This is a genomic window from Gimesia panareensis (assembly GCF_007748155.1).
Taxonomy (GTDB): Bacteria; Planctomycetota; Planctomycetia; order Planctomycetales; family Planctomycetaceae; genus Gimesia; species Gimesia panareensis.
In genome coordinates this window covers 5,348,956-5,367,426 of the sequence record NZ_CP037421.1, presented here as the reverse complement: position 1 = coordinate 5,367,426, position 18,471 = coordinate 5,348,956, and the positions used below count along the sequence as shown (strand labels likewise).

Here is an 18,471-nt window from a genome sequence, read left to right as displayed (position 1 = left end):
GCACGTATACCGCGAAAATCTGTTGGTTGTGACATTTTAGTAGCGAACGCGCATACGGTGAGCGTGAAGAAATCACTTGCTTATTGATTTGATCTACGCCGCAATCCGCTCATATGACTTGATCAGCCCGCCGAGATGTTCTTCGCAGTGGATCTCATTGAGCCTGATCGTCTCGAATTCTGGCGGCGGCTCGGCACAACAGGGCGGCAGAGAACTTTGTATCTCGATCATGGATCAGGCAGGTCGGCTTCTCATCACGATCGGTAGCGTAGTTTACAAATGCTTTGGCCTGATTCGTGACCCAGGCTGAGTCCGGACTTCGGGTTGACGGTGTCACAAAGACTTCACGCGTCTCAAGATGCATGAAAACCAATACATACAAATCGACGATCCCCCGCGGTGTCACGGCTGCCTTAAGCTACTCCAGAAAAGTTCGAAAGCGTTGAGTCACCTCATAAATCACCGTAGAGGCTCGAACTTTTGTAAGCTCCTTTCGTTTCACGACTCCCAGGATCAGCCCGAGTACAAGTCTTCACGAAGAGGGTTTTGTACGGGACGGACTCATTCATTTTTTCTTCTTGCATAATTGCTTCTCAAGAAAAACCTAGAAACAGAACCAGAGACGATTGCTATTGAACATTTTTTGCATTTTGAGTAGGGCCGATATACACTTTCTGATCTGGTGTGTAGGGCTCCAAGCGATATTCAAATCCTTTTTGAACCATCAGGTCTTTTAAAACAGCGAATTCTTCAAACGAATCGGGAGAAACAAAAACGGCAATATAGTGTTGACTAGGCTTGAAGTCAGACAGGCGTCTTTCGAGCGGTTCCTGGATGGCGTTGTCGTCTTTCGAGATCTTTATGCCGGCCGAGGAAACAGGTTCAATGTATGCCCCTTGGGGGCCAGTTTTCTCAACCACTTCATTTGTGTTGGGGACATACGTACCTTCTCCCATTTTTCGTGCGTAAGAAGAGAAATATCCCTGGCTCAGAAAAAACACCATTTCATTTTTATTTGTTCTTCTCAATTTCGGCAGTTTAGCAGACTGAGATCTCGCTTCCACCTCAACTCGAAGTCGGCTGAGAAGAGAGCTATATTCTTCCTTCGCACTGGCGAGCGCATCTGCACTTTGTTTTGCCTCTGTAGCAACTCTGTTGATCAGGGTCTGGTCTCTGCTGATATTACTGAGCGCCTGCTCTTTGCTTTCTTCCAGGCGGGTTAAGTCTTCATTGAGCTGTGTCCATTTCCGAACAATCATTCTTGTATCAGGGTCGACGAACTGGCTTTCGATGCTCTGCTGTTGTTCAATCACATTTTTGAGCTTCTGGATTCGCTCTTGCGAGTTCTGTAATTCTATCTGCATTTCCATGAGTTCGGATTGCGCAGGCTCATCAGGCGGGATCTTCTGAGATGCATCGCTGGACATGTTGATCAATATTACGACCAGAATTGAAATAAACAGCACACCGCCAAAGGTGTTACAAATGGTATCTAACAACAATTCAAGGCTGCTGCCGTCGCTGGTGCGTCGTGTTCGACTCATTCTAAACCACTCCCTGCACCTGTCTGTGGATCGATCGCATTCTGACTCGCTGAAAGTAAATCAAAACCTATATCATAATGCTTCTCTTTGAGAAGAGGCAGGAGAGCATGGAACTGTTCAATCCCATCAGGTTTAATCAATAAAACAAAATACTCGGAAGCCGGATTTCTGCCTGTTAGCCAGTCTTCGAACTGGAGTACATTGGTAAACTGAGACGGCACCTGAGATTTTCCCATTTCAGCTACACTAATATTGTTAGCCGAGATCTCGACAAGCCAGGGCGTTTTGGACGTGCCTTCAGCCGGATTAAAAATAACACGGTTTTCCTGTTTCATTTTCTCAAGTCGCTCTTTCAGATTTTGAATCTGCTGTTGGATCTCTTCCGTTTTGTTTTGTTCTGTTTTAATCTGTTCCTGCTGCTCAACTGCTTTGTTTTTCTCATCTGTAGTTTGCTTTTGATCCTGGGCAATACTCGTGTTTTCCGCTTGTAAGGCAGCCGTGAGTTCCGTCAGTTCGTTAATCTGTGTTTGTAAGTAACTGGGGGAAAACCGAGTCAAATCTTCTAACTGAGATTTTCCTGCCTGGAATTGTTTTTCCAGATCCTCAACTTCGCCTACAGCGCTTTTGAGCTGAGAAATAATCTCACTGGTTCTTTCCCGGGGTGACATTTCCTGGCGCTCCATCATTTCCAGGGACAGAATCAATGTAATCAGAATCATAATGCCAGTGACCGACATGATGATGTCTTGAAAAACAAAAAGCGAAAATGCTGATCTATTTTTACCACGTCGAGACATTGCAGATCTCTAAATTTCGATGAACTGAGTGAAACGAACAGCTATGTTTGTGATCAAGAAAATATCCGGGGATGTGATGACGTAAACAGCACAATCAACTCCACATGCCACCAGATAGTTTAACGGGATAATTGATCGATCTGCATGGCAGGCTCTCCTGTACTGAGGGCTCCTGAAAACTGTCTGCTTTTCCCATCTTCAATGATCCTGACAGTAAACCTGGTCGGATCGGGGGATCCATGCCGACTGTAATGATGGACAAAGACCCGATAGATTCCTTTCTGCATGCCTTTAGGGGACCAGTAAATGTTTTCGACCGGTCGAGTTGATTCGCCTCTGACATTCATGTCAATATCCAGTTCACCCCCATCAGCAGATCGCCTGTGGTCAAATGAAATCCGTTCACCAGAGGGGCATAACACATGCAAATCCAGATCATTTCTGTTATTCCAGATCAGAGAGATCTGAACTTCACCGGTTTTTCCCCCCTCGCGTTTAACTCGCTTATTGATTTCCTCGTTATTCCCCGAGAAATTCTCATGACTGGGGCTGGCAGTCACCAGTCGACTGGCGGTGAGCAGGCCGGATGGAGGTGGTTCTTTGTCGGTCGTTCCATTTCTCATTTCAGTAGGTTTCGACTCCTGGGACACTTCCTGTGATACTTCCTCTGGCGATTCAGCTATCGGAGTCGGGGCTACTGCACTGTCTCGGCTCTCTTTCGCTTCTGCAGAAGACGGCATAGTATCACCGGCCCCTGTTTTTCCCTCTGGGCCTTGTTCACCAGCCATTCCCGCTCCTTGGCTTTGTGAGGATGTTGACACGGCGACTGTCTCCGGCTGGGTTGTGTCTTTCCATAAAATAAGTATCAGCAGCAACAGAAACAACAGCAGAAGTCCTCCCGCCAGCACGCTGAGAATGACTTTCTTATGGCTTTGATTGCGATGCGCAGCCGGCAGAGGGGGAAGACTTGTTTTGTCCGGCGTTTCATCAATGAAATCAACGTTTTCAGAACTGATGTCTGATTCCTCTTTGACGGCGTTCGGCTTGATTAAAGAGGCAAACTCAATTCTGGAACGCGTCAATCGTTCTTTTGAAAACAGTTCACGTACAGACTCTGCTCGGACCCAGCCGCTGTGATGCTCGTTTTTTACCAGTGAGCTTGGGGTGATCTTTCCCTTATTTTTCAGGTAGATCAGTTCATCCAATGAATAAGGACCATATTCTGTTTCATCGGATTTAAAGTACCAGCCGGTCATGTCGCTCAATTGTCATTCTGAGTTTCAAAGGGCATGATGCGAAGTTTATTGACAATGTTCGTAATACAGTATTCAGAACAGGAGTCGAGAAACTCTTCCTCTGATTTTTTCAGGAAGGTAAGTACCAGCTGAATGAAGAGTGCTGCGATCAATGCCTGTAAAGTCGTCTCGAAAGCAGTCGCCAATCCTCCCGTTACCCCTTGTAGTGATGTCTTTATCTGACTTAGTTCTTCACTGGTCTGAAGAACTTTTCCGAATCCGCCAATTGCTTGAGATAATCCGAGTACAGTACCAATAAATCCTAAAACCGGAATCGCCCAGATAAAACCGCTCAAAAGAGCGTAACTGGTTTCCATTGAAGATTCATCGTGTACCGCCTGCGAACGCAGGATTTCGTCGACGTCAGTAACTCGTCCCAGGTTTCTCAAATTAGAGAGGGCAATTATGATCCGATTGAAAAGTACAAAATGCCTCGGGTCATCAACACATTCATAAATATTATCAATCACAGTATCCACTGTGGTTGATGACAACACAAAACTCGTATCAGAGGGAACGACAATATAAACCAGACTTTTCTTTTGAAAGGAGAGCTTCCGGTATTTAATAAACAAAATTGACAGTGACCAGAATGAAAAAAAACAGATCAGGTACGGAATGAATCCACGTCTGGTAAACATATCTGCGAAAAACGTTCCTTCCAGAGGAATGAGCAGCGCGTAGAAAACAACTGTCAGAATTACTCCCAACAGAATAGAGAGTAACGTATTGACACGTGTGTATCTTCCTCCTTTGAAAGCGAAACGCTGTTCTATATCCTGACGTGACCAGGAAAGGGGAACTTCAGTGGTAATAGCCAACAATCCTCCCGGAATATTTTTATGTAAAGCTCAAGTTGTCGAATTGATAGAGCAGTCAATGCTGGAACTACGAGCTCGCCGCGATGACGCCGATCAGCATTAACACGAATAGAATAATAATCACGATCAAACAAACAAAAATAACTCCATATCCCAGCATCAGTCCTGCGATAGCCATACCACGACCGCAGAGTCCTCCTCCCGCCTGTTTAATCTGCTTGAGAGCGACATGACCAAAAATGACTGCCAGAATACTCCCTAACAAAAACAAAACATTGAAACCGACCAGTCCCAGAACCAGGCTGGCAACGGCCATGGGGGCTGTTCTCGTAAATTCAGACTGCCGGGTATTATTCACCTCAACAGTATCTACAACTGGAATCACTTCAGATTTAGGCGTTGCAAATAAACCAGGAATTTCACTGCCTAATTCCCACTCATCCATTCCTTCCTGACATACATAATCGTTCGGTTTCAGGGCACCGGATGATGCCATTGACTGAAGCTTTGAAAATGATACTGGTCCCTGACGTTCTGAATCCTGTGAATAATACCAATTTTTCTGTTCGGTATCTGAGGCTTCCTGTAGCTCATATGAATCAGTCTTACTGGGAGATTCTGTCAACTCGTCTTCTGCCTCAAATTCTAAGACTGTTTCTGTTTCCTGCTTCTTACGGACTTTGGGCTGCACTGAAGCTGGAAACAAATCAGGACGTGAAGAGGCGCGAATCCAGTTGATACCATCTTCGGATATTTCATTGTGCCGTCCAAAACGACCACGATTCGCTTGAACCCTGATTTGCTCAGCAGTGAGTGGCCCTTTTACATTTCCACGAATTCGTATGAAAAATTGATCTGACAAAGTATTCTGTCCTCATATTTTAATATGATCAGTTGGATTCCAATTGAAGTGTCTTCTAGTCTGACTTCTCCGCATCTTTTACATAAAACACAGGACGGCCTTCCTGTAAAGCAGATGAAGGTCCTGAAAGGGTTACCTTACCTTTATGAACTTCTCCAACCTTTACGATTTGAACTGTTTCAGACTTAGGGTAGAAGGCAAATAAATTCTTGTTTTCCGACTCATCAGGTACCGCTTTTGTTTTACAAACCCACTTTTCCTCTGCTTTCTCTTCAATCATCCAGCCATACCATTCATATTGATTTGCGAGAACAGGATTCTTCCATTTTGCTTTATATGCTTCTAATGATTTGAGAGCGGTTTTCGGGTGTTCCATTCTGTCCAGCACTCGTATTGCTTTTTTCCTGGCGAGATTACTGTGGATGTTTTCTGGATCGATCCAGTTTACGGTGAAATCAAGATTGGAATTCACTATCAGATTCATGTGGGAAGTAAATTCCTGTTTGATAAACAAGCTGCCCTGGGATGCCACTTTTAAGATACTCTCGATCAACTGAAGTTTGAGAACCGGTTCCATCTCGGTATTATCAAACAGCAATACCAGGATCTCGATGAAAGTCGTCTCCCACCCTTTTCGATCAAGGTCGGTCATCAGATCCTGTGCTGACAAGCTGAATACTGCCTGTGGCGCAGCATAATTGACTTTTTCATTTTGAGGGGGATATTCGATATCTTCTTTTTCAATACGTTCGACACCACCAATTTTGACTAAGTCAAACCCTTCCAGATAATTAACCACCAGCACCGAGCCACTTGATCTGGGCGGCTCCTTGCAATAGTACCTTTTGCCATCGATTGTTCTGATCATCAGCAGGTTGGCGACGGTTTCATTGTTGAACACATTATTTAACTGATATTGTAACTTCTCGCCGTTTTCAGAAATGCGATTATTTACAGAGTGCAGCATGTCGATCAACGGTTGAATACTTTCTGCAGCTGGAAAGCTTTTATATTCTTCCTGTACTTTTCTGGCTTCACTTTCCCAGGCCTTTGATTCATCTGCGGAGAGTGTCCCGAAATCAGTTCGTGTGCCGCGATCGATAAACTGATTCCAGGCATTGACCCCGACCCAGATAGTAAACTCGTCCTCCAGGACCTGCTGAAGGGCTTTCCCGCGAGCCGTTTGCCGAGCATGAGAATACTTCTCCAGGGCTGATTTGAACCTGTTACGATCTCCGATCGCATCTGTAATCTGTGACAGAGCCCGGTTCTCCCGCTGTTTTTCCAGAGTGGTGGTAACCATGGAATTCAGGGAGTTGATCAACGGAGGTACCAGGACCTCGTATTCCGCACTCACACGGGGGCGATCATTGAGCTCGTTTGCCTGTGTTAAAAGATTTTGCAGTTGAGTGAGATTCTCCTGGTCCGCATCAGCCATGCTTGATTTTAAATTATCTAAATCTGTTCTGAAGCGACTATCAACTTCTGCCTGCATTTCGGACTGTTTTTCATTCACCTTACGCATCAATTCAAGAATCTGACCATACTCTGCATCGGTAATGGCGACTTCTTTCGCTTCGTCGAGGCGATTCAGGGCGGCGGGCATATTCTCCCAACTGGCATTCAAGACCCCCCGGGCGCGAGCGTCATCAAGGAGATTCTGAAATTTAACTTGCCGTCCGCGTTCTGCTTCAATCGCAAGCTTCATCTCTGCCTTGAGTTTCTTAATATCAGGACTCTCTGCAACTCTCTGATTCTCTGATTCCAGTTGTTCGAAGTAATGGGATACTTCTTTGAAATTTCCTGTCTCCCTGGCTGACTCAATCAATTGGGTGGCAACAGCCACTGAAGTGGCCAACTCTTTCTTATGGATCTGTCTTACAATCAGGTAGCTGATCCCGGCGCCGATTAATAAGACTCCCATCGCAACACAGGAAATGATTAACCGCCCTTTTCGCCGAGCTGCGAGTTCCTGGTATTCGAGTCGTTCTGAAAGTCGCCGATGTAATACGTCCGGAAGCGCTCGATCGTTTTTGACAGCTTGATAATAAAGTCGTTCCAGTTCTTCTTTAGGGAGCTCAGAATCTAAAGCCTGTTCCAACTGCGAAAGTGCTGTCTGATAGTCCTGCTCTTCCTGCTCCTGCTGCTCTTCCCGATCCAGCCATTCCAGAGCTGGCCCTGCCAGTTCCCACAACTGGTCGCCACCTGAGAGATTGGCAATCGGAACCAGTGCATTCCAGCGCTGGCGTAAACTTCGAGCTGCTCTAAGATCAAAATCACTGAAAGCAGCTGTAAGCCCTTCTTCAATCTCTGTCATTTCTTTGCGAGCCTCTTTTGCTCGCAGTTGTGAATGGGCGGCAGTTACTTTGGAAACGAGTTTTTTGGGAGGCCTCTCCAGCCAGTTAGGATCAAGCAGTTCCTGTTCCAGTTGAGCCAGCTGTTTTGAGTCCAATTGTTTTACAGCAGTATTCGCTTCATCTTTGAGCTGATTCTGACGTGCCCGTTCGAAAACGTGCAGATCGTCTTCCCAGATCGGGTTGGTCTGGTCAGCCTCTGCCAGCCGGCGCAGAATCCCAATGCGGGTTTTTAACGGACTGCGTGCCAGTGCATGTAATCGATTCAAACGCATCAGGCCATTTAATGGCTGCTCTTCTGAATATGCCTCATTGAGGTCGGCAGCAATATCAAGTTGTAATTCCGGAGGAGCCGGCAGATCGAATTGGGAGAGATAATCGACCCAGACCTCACGCCCGGGGAAGTCCAGAATCGCGACGATGTCCAGCAGATTGGGGGCGATTTCACACTTTCCCAGCGCCTCAGTCCGTAATCCCTGATGTAGAAGGTTTTCACATTCCCGCAGCCGTGCATTGGTCTCTTCAACCGCACTGACGAATCGTCCCTCCAGAGCTTCCAGTTCTTCCTGTTCCGCATCGATGTCAGAAGACAGAATCGACTGGATCTCTTCAATAATAGTTTGCTGCTCTCTCATTACTTTTTGTCCCTGACGGAATCTTCGTATCGTTCCAGGAGTTACAACTTGTTCATTTTGAAACACAAGCCCTGATCGCTTGAGTAAAAAAACAATCATCGTCAACAGAACCTAGTGCCCTTGGATCTCGGGGCTGGTTGTGACTATTACTACCTTCTCGTCTTTGATTTTTATAAAGAGTTCATAATCGATTGTAACCTCCCGCTCAAGATGGTCGAAAAGCTCCAGCATTTTGTTGCAACGCGTTTCGTTATTGATTGCAAATTCGATTTTCTTGTTGCTTTTATCGATCGTGTCATATGAAGTTTTAATCTTTTGAAATAAATCTAGCACAGCAGAATTTAATTTAATATTTTTCATCTGACAGTATTGAATAACATTCTGTAAAAATACATATTTATCCTGCATTTTGGCATTTGCATCTGGCTGCATAGGAAACTTGGGGTCTTTGTTTATTGGCTTAGAATTTTTACAAATCTCGTCTAACTGAGGATGTAGCTGAGATAGGATAATATCGTGTTTCTGAATAATATTTTTTTGTATTTTAATATGGTTCTTACACTCTTTGGTGCGATCCATAATATTATCGCGTGACACGAACTTACTTTCGAATTTATTAGTTCCATCGCTCTTGAGAAATATTTCATGAGCCTCAACTTGAAGTTCAATTTCATAAAAGTCATGTAGTCTAGTAACTGAGGACTTCAAGTCTAAAAAAGGTTCACGCGATTCTGTCATAGGATTAAAAAACAATGTTTTTGTAGATTGATTTATAGGTTCTAGCTCTAATACCGAGTCGTTCACATTTTCAAACTTTGAAAAACCTTCCAAACCATTATTGGGAATACCATTAACGTTTATTATTAAGCGGAGGTGCTTAGCTGAAGGGAGAGAACTGATTAGAATCGGTATCTTTTTCCTAAGTAATTTAGATTTAAAGTCGAGTGCTATGGATTTCTTTTCGACAACGGGGTTCGAAAGACGGCAGAGAACAGAGTCACCTTGAACAGTTATTTTTAGTAGGCAATAATTCAAATATTGCCATTTTTCAGGAGGCTTCTTATCCCAATCAAACATAAGCGAGTTGTTGTTCAACTGAAAAAAACCAACGACTTTTTGTCCGATACCATTCCCAGTCTTTTTGATCACACTCCACTGTTGTTTTTTTTCAGGACTCAATTTCAGCACAAATTCACTTCCATCATCAAAAACGACATCACTCCCTAAAATTTCTAAATAACAATGCTGTTTCTTTGTGGCAAAGATTTTTGTGAGCTCGAACGGATCACTGCTGCTATTCAAACTATGGTCATTCGGGGGCAAAGGAAGCACACAGTGATGTATCTTACGAACATCTTCCAACGGTTGTTTCACCATTATTGGTGATGTACTCACTTCAGGTTTTTCGGCTTCAAGAGGGGAATGGTCAAAGATGACAACTTCGGTTGTTTTAACCTCTTTTTCAGGGAGAATCAGTTTTGGAGCCTGCTTCTTCCGGGCTTGCTCCATGACCTCCAGGACTTCTTTATTCTTTAACCTAGGTGCTGTCTTCGGTGTCTGGGCAACCGTTTCCGAATCTTGGCTCTGTCCCGGCATAAACAGGTAACCGGCTCCTGCGCTCAACAACAGAAGCAAAACGACTCCCGCCCCCATGAGTAGCTTGCGGCTGTTTTTCTTTGGCTTCCGGAAATGTTTCTCCAACGGTGGTGGACCGGGAGCTCTCCGCGTTTTCGCAAGGGGAGGTGGCACGGGTGGAGTCGACTCGGGCAGATCGGGGAACTCTTCAGTCGAATCCTGCTGTACAGTAGCTTGAGGTGGAATCGGCGGCACTTCACGGACGTCGACAGCCGCCTCCGTTTCCTGCTGTTGGGGAAATTGCCCTGTCCTCGCCGCTTCAACCAGTGTTCCTTCCGGAGCGGTTCCAGGATCGGCACACAGGTCAATTAATGGCATCCGCGGATTACGCCGGGCGGCGTCTGCTTCGGGAGTACCGTCCAGCACAAAACGCCACTGACAGTCCACACCCGCGGGCAGCTTTGTGAAATAGGTGCTGAAGGTAACTTCCCAGCGTTTCTTTTCCGGCAACAGCTGTAAGGCTTCGGCCACCAAGGCAAGCGTGCTGCTACCAGCCTCGACAGGAAAGATTATTGTCTGTGTCTGATTCTTTCCTTCCAACGCGGATTGGGCCAGCACACCTGCCCAGCCCGCATCGCACCAGCGCGACCAGTTGGTGCACTGGGTTAGCGGAGGGCGGTCGCTGCTTAAATAATGGCAGTTAAACTCAGTATAACGGGTCTGAGAGTCCCATTCTTCGACACAGAAACCAGGCTGCTGCAACTGGTAAGCAGGGCCTACGGGGGGACGTTCAGAACGCGTCAAAGCCACATGGTGGGCCAGCTTGTTGGTACGCCCTGTGTAGTCCTGCCCAGCATCACAGATACGGGATAAAACCGAATATTCCTGACCACCGACCGTGACCTTCAGATGGGAGTAGTTGACCGGATTCAAATGTGAGTTTTCGTCGTGTACCGCAAATGCGTGGCGGTAGCCGCTCAGGGATTCCAGGCGTTCTGCCAGGTTCCGGGCCATCCCCTGAGTAGCGATCACGGTACAGAAGCCACGGCTCCCAGGCTTCAAGCCTTGAGGGGCGGATGTGTAGACGATCTCCTGACTCATGTTAGCGAATCCCTGAATAAACGCGGCTATGATGGTGAGGAAGAATGGTCCCTATCGGTCGTCTTTTTCCTGGTTGACGACGAAACTTTCTTTTTCTGTTCCTCGTTTTTAACCGTTGCGATCAGGCCAGGTACAGAGCGGTGGAGGGCATAGAGCATGGGAATTTCAATCCACATCGATTTGATATCCTTGGGACGAATACCCAAATAGCCTGATTCTTCAATCAGTTCTGGAGCTTGTCCTTGAGCGCTGGCCGGAATGTAGATCACATCTGACGAAAAGCCTTCTACAGCAGAGACCATTTCTGGAGCATACTTTGATACGATTTCTCGTACCTGCCTTGAAATATTGCGTAACTGCTTTAGATTCAGCCCCTGATAGGCAGATTGCGTGGCACTGGTTACCCACTCTTCCTTCAAAGGCTTGCCACTGGCCAGGGAACACCAGGCATCATATTTGGTGACCACAACCACCAGGGGACGATCATCCTTTTCATGCGCCGGCAACCCCTTATAGTTTCGGATCCGGTTTGCCGCTTCCTGAAAGACCAGGTCCTGACGATTACTCCAGACATTCTTCAAAATCTGTGGATCCTGGCTTTGATCTTTACAGGCATTTCGGAACTTGGGGTGCTGTGTCGGATCAAACAAAAAGAGAAGAACTCGCGATACCGCCAGATGCTGAACCGGTCTGTTTGCATTTTCATTTCCCGGAAGAAAATGTTCGCCCGCATTGTCATACAGGCATAAGGCACGTGCGAGTCGTCTGCTGTGGGCACCATACTGGTGTCCCGCTTCTGGCTGGATGGGAAATACAAATGGTTTCGGATATTGCACAGTTCTCCCAGATCCATAATTGACTGTCTCGTATAATTCCCCGCCTTCCAGTTCGGTTTTTCGGAGCGCAACTAATTTATCGTCGTCAGAATTGAGAAACAGTTCTTCTTCGTAATTGATTAAAAGCTGGTTTGCTTCAGGATCGGCATCACCAAAACTAAGGCCGAACTGACTGCTCAATATCGACCGTAGTTTCCAGGTCATGGCTGCCAGAAAATATGATTTCCCTGAACCGGGGGCACCCAGAATTGATATAAAGAAAGGTTCCATTTCCAGTAGTTGTCGGGGGATCAGCAGGTGACATTGAGGGCAGGCGAGCTTACTGCACGGGACCCCCTTAATATCCAGGGCCTTTCCTTGGACATTAAAGCGTGTGGGGAGAAATCGCTGTTGAGCATCACTGCCCAGAAGGGGATCGCCTGTCAGATCTGAATGGGCCGCCACCCAGAGTATCTCTTCAGGGGGGAATTCATTCCAACAGTGGGGACAGATGACTTGTTTTAGCAATGTTTGAGCTGTTTTTTGCCCACGACCCGTCGACACAAATTTTCTCCCTCTGGATGGTCTCTCAAAGGAAACTCCACCCTGGCCATGTACATAGAATTCGCAAAAGTTAACGTAAATCTACCAGGATAAATCTGGCTACAGGGTGAAACAAAAGTTTCCCGTGGCATATATACTAACATGCATGTCCATCAGAAGCGAGAGTTTTGATTTGATTTTCTGGGGATGTGCCAGGGATTTGAAACGCTCACTCAAAATTTCTCGTGAAAACGGGGCATCACTTATTTTCGCTTCTCAATCTCAGCTTTCCAGTACTCTCTGGCAGGTTTCTTCCCTGCCAGCTTGGGGTCAGAGTAACGAGGATGCAGGTCATTGTGCTGTTTCCCCAGTTGTCGTTCAAGGTTCCAAATCACAAGTGCTCTAGATAAATAATCCCCTACTTTCAACCACTCATCTCCATAAAGCAAAATTTTATCGAAATAGATCCTTCCCCTGGTATCATCCAGTTCGGGATCCCATTGGATGTTGTCACTATTGCTAAACATCTCGACGTCAAATCGGGGATCTCCTCGAATTAAAACTAGCAGATCTTCTGCAGTACGAAGGCGTTTCCAGGCTTCCTCTAATTCCTGGGGAAGCTCCGGTTTCTCTTTTTTGGGGTCCGCCTGTTTCTTCTCTGTATTATAGGTTTTAAGCTGGCTTTCGAACTCTGCTCTCAATTCAGATATTTGGGGAATGGTTTGCTTGGGACTCATTTGACAGTTTACCACCTGCCAGATTTTTTCTTCCTGAGCCTCTTGATCACTCTCAGGCAGGTTGACCAGTTGCCAGTTCAGCACGTCTATAAACTCAGGCCATGATTCTGCCAGCTCTTGATCATTCTCTGATTGTGTGAGTGCTTGAACCACAGGGGCGACTTCTCCCAACAGTCCCAGGGCCAGGGCCAGTTGTGCTTTTTGCATTCCCTGCTTCTGATCGAATTTTTTCAGCATAATCCGTTTCAGGTCGCGATAGTATTTTTCAGATCGCGGATCAGAGGATGCAGCCTTTTCTGCAGCAATTTCCTCTTTGAGCTTTAATGCTAAGTCTGACAGTTCAATCGTAGGTTCATTTATTTTTGCCGATTTCCTCAAGGGTTTATCGTCAGAATTCAGGGTAATTAGCCCATCCCCTCTCACAAAATATATTTGTAGTTTTTGCTGTCTGACTGGAGTGGCCAGGGGAGCATTCACATCAAACTCAGCGAGTTTATGTAATGGAGGTCCTTTAGGATCCATTTTGATTTTATCAGACTTGCCCATCACATTGACTTTGATCTCACGAGTTTCTTGACTCACATTCTTCACAGTAACTCGGCCAAATTTCAACGAAATGGTGGGACTTGTTTTATTGCCTGTTTCCGCTTCCTGCGCGGGTATGGGTAATTCGATTTCCGATTTCTCATGGACAGTCAGTTCCAGCTGCCCCGGAAGATGAATCGTCACCCGGGACATTGGCAGCACTAACAGCTTGCCTCCAGTGAATTGAGGGGACGTACCGTCATCCTCTTTATTGTTACCAGTCTTATTAAAATCTATGTCCTGATGCTTACCAAACACGAGATAAGTATCGCGCATCTTAACTTCCTCGACCTCTCGGGAGGGGGCTGTTGTTTTTGCAGCCTCCACCACTTTGGGTTTATCCTCAGCCTGTGGAGACTCTTTGATGGTCGGTGTTTCAACCTTAGTGACGGCGGCTAGATGTTGCATTTTTTTCTCAGCCGCCTCTGCCTGGGCTTGCTCCATCTCTTTCAGTTTTTGTTTGTTCTTCATTTCTGGTTGTAGAGCTGGAGTTTGGGCAACTTTTGCCTGATCATTGTTCTGCTTTGGCATCAACAGGTATCCTGTTCCCACAATCAACAGCAGAAACAGAACCACACCTGTGCCAATCAGGAGAGATCGGCCACGATTCGAATTCGTTTTCTGAAAATGTTGCGCCAGAGGAGGTGGGCTTGGAGGGCGTTTGGAAGAGGCAGCTGCTACTGGTGATGCTGGTGTCTGGCTGGAATTAATTTCTGTGGAACTCTTTACCTCTTCAGTATTCAGCTGTAGAGGAAGTTGCCCCGTCCTTGCCGCTTCTACCAGTGGCCCTTCCGGAGCGGTTCCCAGATCAGCACAGAGATCAATTACTGGCATCCGTGGATTACGCCGGGCGGCGTCTGCTTCAGGAGTACCATCCAGTACAAAACGCCATTGACAGTCCACGCCCGCAGGCAGCTTTGTAAAGTAGGTACTGAAGGTCACATCCCAGCGTTTATTTTCCGGTAACAACTGTAGGGCCTCGGCGACCAGCGCCAGCGTACTGCTGCCGGCTTCGACGGGAAAGATAATCGTCTGCGTCTGATTCTTGCCTTCCAGTGCGGATTGTGCCAGCACACCCGCCCAGCCCGCATCGCACCAGCGCGACCAGCTGGTGCACTGGGTTAACGGAGGATGATCGCTGCTTAAATGATGGCAGTTCATCTCAGTATAACGGGTCTGAGAGGCCCATTCTTCGACACAGAAACCAGGCTTCTGCAACTGGTAAGCGGGGCCTGCGGGGGGACGTTCAGAACGCGTCAAAGCCACATGGTGGGCCAGCTTGTTGGTACGCCCTGTGTAGTCCTGACCGGCATCACAGATACGGGATAAAACCGAATATTCCTGACCGCCGACCGTGACCTTCAGATGGGAGTAGTTGACCGGATTCAAATGTGAGTTTTCGTCGTGTACCGCAAATGCGTGGCGGTAGCCGCTCAGGGATTCCAGGCGTTCTGCCAGGTTCCGGGCCATCCCCTGAGTAGCGATCACGGTACAGAAGCCACGGCTCCCAGGCTTTAAGCCCTTAGGTGCGGATGTGTAGACGATCTCCTGGCTCATATTTCCGAATCCTGGATCTGAGTGGCAAAAAGAGTGGGTAGGCTTTCAGTATTCATTGAAGCAAATCAATAAGTCTGGCCCGTATCTTGTTTTCTCACTGTCCTCAAAATCAGGAACTTTTAAACTTTCTGAGGAAAACAGAACCAGACCTATGTATACACTACCATGGAATCGTACACTCTCTCAAGTGGCTTGTGAGAGGGAGTGAGTAATTCTCAACTGATACCTCATTCAGGGCGGGCAGTTGCCTAATTTCCAGATATCGTGGCGACGATGCAAAACACTTGAACGGATGATCTACAACGGCCACACCTGGCGATCCCCGAGGAGACAATGTTCCTGGACGAAGCCGGCGTCGAATCCATGGAGAAGTCATGAAAGCTCCCCATGATCGGGATCCACTCCACGATTTCGGATCAACCAGGGAAACAGATCACGAATCACATGCGACGTACTATCGGACATCGCGGTCTGCAGCCAGGTACACTGATGAAAGCGACCGTTCAGATCCAGGGAGATCTGGGTGTCACAACCCAGGTGATTCGTGTCGTCTCAGTTCGCCGGGGAGGCCTTGAGCAGAATGGACCTCGATCCCGATTACGGCCGACAGGAAGCGGAGCTCGAAGGCTGGCCGCAACTGTCCGGGGCTGAGTTTGTGAGCTGTTTCTATAAGAAGTTTAAAGTCGTACCGGCGAAGCCGATCACACGGATTGAATTCACTTACGTTTGAAAGGAGTTGAAGTACAGAAACCAAGAACACTCGGTGAATGCGAGTTCGATACCTTCGTGACGTTTATCACGGGACACCGTGTTGAGTTGCTGCGAGAAGACTCTGAGTTCCCAGGCTGGCTACTCGTTAATAATCTGGCTGATGGTGCTGTATTCGAATATCATAAAAACGCGCGGGCTGAAGGATGGGAGTTAATTCATTTGGATTGAGTAGTCCGGGTAATGGTGATGACCCGGACGTTATGAGACCCCGAAAGGATCCCTGATTACCTTGATAAGGGCAGTAAATTTTTCCATCCGATTGACGGAATCTCAGTTGGGATGAGTATAGATTATGAAATTATCAGATATCTAACAATTCGTGATACAGATGCCCCAAAAAGTCATCCAACTTATTCACTTGAAAGCTCTTTTTTATGATCAAAACCGCAGATCCTTTAACCAGGATGCGTTATACTGTGATAGTTCAGTATAGTTCATGATATTTTGCATTACTTGACGGCATCTTATCACACGACGATCTACGATAGGAAAACATCTTATCACACGACGATCTACGATAGGAAAACCAGCAACATTCAATCATGCCAAGGTCGTTTATTCACCATTTGGGGCTAAGCCTGGCGGCCAATTTCTTCTTACGGCTGACCCTTGGTCATTCTTAACAGCATGGATTAATCAAAAAAACTATCGGCTGGTGCAAGAGGTGCAAACCGAGAATGATTGGAACGTGCACTGTATTATTCAAACTTAGCAGAATCCTTCTATGGAGCTAGGTAGCGTTTATTTAATAGTTCTGAGGGTGATTCTGAGGAATGCGATCTTGATCATCGCCAGGTAACTTTCCAGTGTTTTGTCGTAACGAGTGGCAATTCTGCGAAAGTGTTTCAGTTGACCAATCAGTCGCTCCACAACATTTCTCTGACGGTATCGTTCTCTGCAAAAGTTCGGATTTTTGTTTTCATTCTTCCGATTCGGGATCACGTTTCCAATGGCTCTTTCTTCAAGCCATTCAAAAATATAACGGGCAACATATGCTTTATCGCCAGCCAGATACTGGGGACGATTCGCTTTGCTCTGTAATTTCAGAGGTATGGAATCCATCAGATCAATGAACTGCGTTGGTTCATTAATCTGCCCAGCAGTGACTGTGATTCCCAGCGGAATTCCCTGGCCATCACAGACGATATGTAATTTGGAAGAATAGCCACCCCGTGACCTTCCCAGTCCGTTTTCGACTGCACATCTGGAGGTTTTCACGAACCTCCCACTGCTGAATGATGTGCACGGACAATACTGCCATCGACACACCAGATCGAAGGATCGATCTGTTTATTCCGCTGAAGCCTTCTAATTAATCGGCCCCAGATCCGGTCCCAGAGTCCAGATTGGCACCATGTTCGAAAACGTTTGTAGATGGTCTGCCATTTGCCATAGCAGTCAGGAATATCTCGCCAGGGAGCTCCTGCATTTAAGACCCAAATAATTCCGTTAATTGTTTTTCGATGATCTACCCAGGGACGTCCCCGTTTTCCAGATCTTTTTTTCGGAAGGTAATTCCGTATTGCATTCCACTCGGTAATTGTGAGATCATGTCGCGAGATCAGCTGCCTCCTTGTAGCCTTGTTGCTGTTTTTGACAACGAGGATGTAGCTGATGTTTTTTCGTTTATAAAGACCAATTTGATTTAAGAAACGCTACCTAGCACAGAAAGGTTCTGATACTGGCGGTCAGTAGAAATAAAAAGTGCCGGAACGATAAAGCCTTGTCATCGGATTTGACAATCCAGAGCTGTCCCGAAATCTGCACGTGGAAGCAGATCAGTTGTTCTCTCCCCAGGCCAGTCGGATCCGCTTCAGCTTCCGTTCGATGGTGCGTACCGTAACCGATAAATTTTCGGCTATTTCTTCGTTCGTATAACCTTCCAGCTTGAGCACGGCGATGTCCCTGGGACGTTCATCGCCGAGGTGACCAAGTCGCTCCATCAGCTCCCCGCGGCGTTACGGCCCGTTTCGTAAAGAAATCGCAGGCCCAGAGAGTTTCCGAAGTTCACCAAGGATGCGAGTATAGCCGAACCCCGTTTCACGGGCGATCTTGAGAATCAGTTCTCGCAGCACGGCACTCTTTCCTGCCGACCAATGGTCTTTTTCTCCCGGCTTCGTTTCTCTTCCCGTACCCAGTGATGAAAGGTCCCGGGAGTGATGATCGTGATCAGTTCGTTGATCGCTTTTCCGAGCGGCTTGCCATATTTCAGGAGCTGCGCACTTTCGTGAGGCTTTGTATGAATCTCTCCTGGAGCACGGTCTCGCAGAATCCGGTTCTCGTTTTTCAAGTAGAGGACGTAATTTGCCAACAGGCTGTCGGAAGCAGTCGCAATCAATGTCAGCAAGGGATGAAAAAGTTGGATCATCGTGGTAGAATCAGCTTAGGTCATAATACTTTGTAAGATAAGGATGTGTCACTTTATTTGTACCCTGCTGACAGACAGTTCACATTCGATTGACAACCTGTTTCAGTACTC

General features: G+C 46.8%; 15 protein-coding genes. 1 reads left to right on the top strand and 14 read right to left on the bottom strand.

From position 1 onward, the window contains the following. Positions 1 to 154: 154 nt before the first annotated feature. The 10 genes from Enr10x_RS19985 to Enr10x_RS19940 all read right to left on the bottom strand — a co-directional run bounded on the left by Enr10x_RS19985 (position 155) and on the right by Enr10x_RS19940 (position 15,221). Positions 155 to 382, bottom strand: coding sequence for a hypothetical protein (locus Enr10x_RS19985; protein ID WP_145451138.1), 228 nt, complete (start codon positions 380 to 382; stop codon positions 155 to 157). A 247-nt stretch (positions 383 to 629) separates the two neighbouring features. After that, entirely contained in the window at positions 630 to 1,544 is a 915-nt protein-coding gene (locus Enr10x_RS19980; RefSeq protein WP_145451137.1) for a hypothetical protein, read from the bottom strand. Further along, positions 1,541 to 2,341, bottom strand: coding sequence for a BAR domain-containing protein (locus Enr10x_RS19975; protein ID WP_145451136.1), 801 nt, complete (start codon positions 2,339 to 2,341; stop codon positions 1,541 to 1,543). Before Enr10x_RS19975 ends, Enr10x_RS19980 begins: the two co-directional genes overlap by 4 nt. A gap of 119 nt (positions 2,342 to 2,460) precedes the next feature. Next, positions 2,461 to 3,597 carry a GYF domain-containing protein gene (locus tag Enr10x_RS19970; RefSeq protein ID WP_232093469.1) on the bottom strand — a complete coding sequence of 379 codons (1,137 nt, stop codon included), beginning with the start codon at positions 3,595 to 3,597 and terminating at the stop codon, positions 2,461 to 2,463. Positions 3,598 to 3,602: 5 nt separating this feature from the next. Continuing rightward, entirely contained in the window at positions 3,603 to 4,457 is an 855-nt protein-coding gene (locus Enr10x_RS19965) for a MotA/TolQ/ExbB proton channel family protein (RefSeq protein WP_232093064.1), read from the bottom strand. A 67-nt stretch (positions 4,458 to 4,524) separates the two neighbouring features. Continuing rightward, positions 4,525 to 5,319 carry a GYF domain-containing protein gene (locus tag Enr10x_RS19960; RefSeq protein WP_145451134.1) on the bottom strand — a complete coding sequence of 265 codons (795 nt, stop codon included), beginning with the start codon at positions 5,317 to 5,319 and terminating at the stop codon, positions 4,525 to 4,527. A 55-nt stretch (positions 5,320 to 5,374) separates the two neighbouring features. Then, positions 5,375 to 8,407, bottom strand: coding sequence for a hypothetical protein (locus tag Enr10x_RS19955; protein ID WP_145451133.1), 3,033 nt, complete (start codon positions 8,405 to 8,407; stop codon positions 5,375 to 5,377). Positions 8,408 to 8,419: 12 nt separating this feature from the next. Further along, the gene (locus Enr10x_RS19950; protein ID WP_145451132.1) at positions 8,420 to 10,984 is read right to left on the bottom strand and encodes a GAP1-N2 domain-containing protein; all 2,565 of its coding nucleotides are present in this window, start codon (positions 10,982 to 10,984) and stop codon (positions 8,420 to 8,422) included. Positions 10,985 to 11,010: 26 nt separating this feature from the next. Continuing rightward, on the bottom strand, positions 11,011 to 12,363 hold the full coding sequence (locus tag Enr10x_RS19945; protein ID WP_145451131.1) for a hypothetical protein: 1,353 nt from the start codon (positions 12,361 to 12,363) through the stop codon (positions 11,011 to 11,013). A gap of 242 nt (positions 12,364 to 12,605) precedes the next feature. After that, positions 12,606 to 15,221 (bottom strand): GAP1-N2 domain-containing protein, encoded by a 2,616-nt coding sequence (locus Enr10x_RS19940; protein ID WP_261343242.1) that lies wholly within the window; start codon positions 15,219 to 15,221, stop codon positions 12,606 to 12,608. Positions 15,222 to 15,765: 544 nt separating this feature from the next. On the opposite strand from Enr10x_RS19940, the gene Enr10x_RS19935 reads away from it, so the two are divergent. Next, positions 15,766 to 15,951, top strand: coding sequence for a hypothetical protein (locus Enr10x_RS19935; RefSeq protein ID WP_145451129.1), 186 nt, complete (start codon positions 15,766 to 15,768; stop codon positions 15,949 to 15,951). A 782-nt stretch (positions 15,952 to 16,733) separates the two neighbouring features. On the opposite strand, the gene Enr10x_RS30550 is transcribed toward Enr10x_RS19935, so the two are convergent. The 4 genes from Enr10x_RS30550 to Enr10x_RS19915 all read right to left on the bottom strand — a co-directional run bounded on the left by Enr10x_RS30550 (position 16,734) and on the right by Enr10x_RS19915 (position 18,360). Further along, positions 16,734 to 17,210 (bottom strand): IS5 family transposase, encoded by a 477-nt coding sequence (locus tag Enr10x_RS30550; RefSeq protein WP_197997301.1) that lies wholly within the window; start codon positions 17,208 to 17,210, stop codon positions 16,734 to 16,736. Continuing rightward, complete coding sequence (locus Enr10x_RS30670; protein WP_390621359.1) at positions 17,207 to 17,554, bottom strand: IS5 family transposase; 348 nt, start codon at positions 17,552 to 17,554, stop codon at positions 17,207 to 17,209. Before Enr10x_RS30670 ends, Enr10x_RS30550 begins: the two co-directional genes overlap by 4 nt. A 216-nt stretch (positions 17,555 to 17,770) precedes the next feature. Then, positions 17,771 to 17,935, bottom strand: a complete 165-nt coding sequence (locus Enr10x_RS19920; RefSeq protein ID WP_145451127.1) for an ECF-type sigma factor — start codon at positions 17,933 to 17,935, stop codon at positions 17,771 to 17,773. Positions 17,936 to 18,051: 116 nt separating this feature from the next. Further along, complete coding sequence (locus Enr10x_RS19915; protein ID WP_145451126.1) at positions 18,052 to 18,360, bottom strand: hypothetical protein; 309 nt, start codon at positions 18,358 to 18,360, stop codon at positions 18,052 to 18,054. Between the last annotated feature and the right edge of the window lie 111 nt (positions 18,361 to 18,471).

What these genes read in the sequence shown, in the direction of transcription:
- Enr10x_RS19980 (WP_145451137.1), bottom strand. Translation starts at nt 1,544, where the DNA reads ATGAGTCGAACACGACGCACCAGCGACGGCAGCAGCCTTGAATTGTTG.
- Enr10x_RS19975 (WP_145451136.1), bottom strand. Translation starts at nt 2,341, where the DNA reads ATGTCTCGACGTGGTAAAAATAGATCAGCATTTTCGCTTTTTGTTTTT.
- Enr10x_RS19970 (WP_232093469.1), bottom strand. Translation starts at nt 3,597, where the DNA reads ATGACCGGCTGGTACTTTAAATCCGATGAAACAGAATATGGTCCTTAT.
- Enr10x_RS19955 (WP_145451133.1), bottom strand. Translation starts at nt 8,407, where the DNA reads ATGATTGTTTTTTTACTCAAGCGATCAGGGCTTGTGTTTCAAAATGAA.
- Enr10x_RS19950 (WP_145451132.1), bottom strand. Translation starts at nt 10,984, where the DNA reads ATGAGTCAGGAGATCGTCTACACATCCGCCCCTCAAGGCTTGAAGCCT.
- Enr10x_RS19940 (WP_261343242.1), bottom strand. Translation starts at nt 15,221, where the DNA reads ATGAGCCAGGAGATCGTCTACACATCCGCACCTAAGGGCTTAAAGCCT.
- Enr10x_RS19920 (WP_145451127.1), bottom strand. Translation starts at nt 17,935, where the DNA reads ATGGAGCGACTTGGTCACCTCGGCGATGAACGTCCCAGGGACATCGCC.
- Enr10x_RS19915 (WP_145451126.1), bottom strand. Translation starts at nt 18,360, where the DNA reads ATGATCCAACTTTTTCATCCCTTGCTGACATTGATTGCGACTGCTTCC.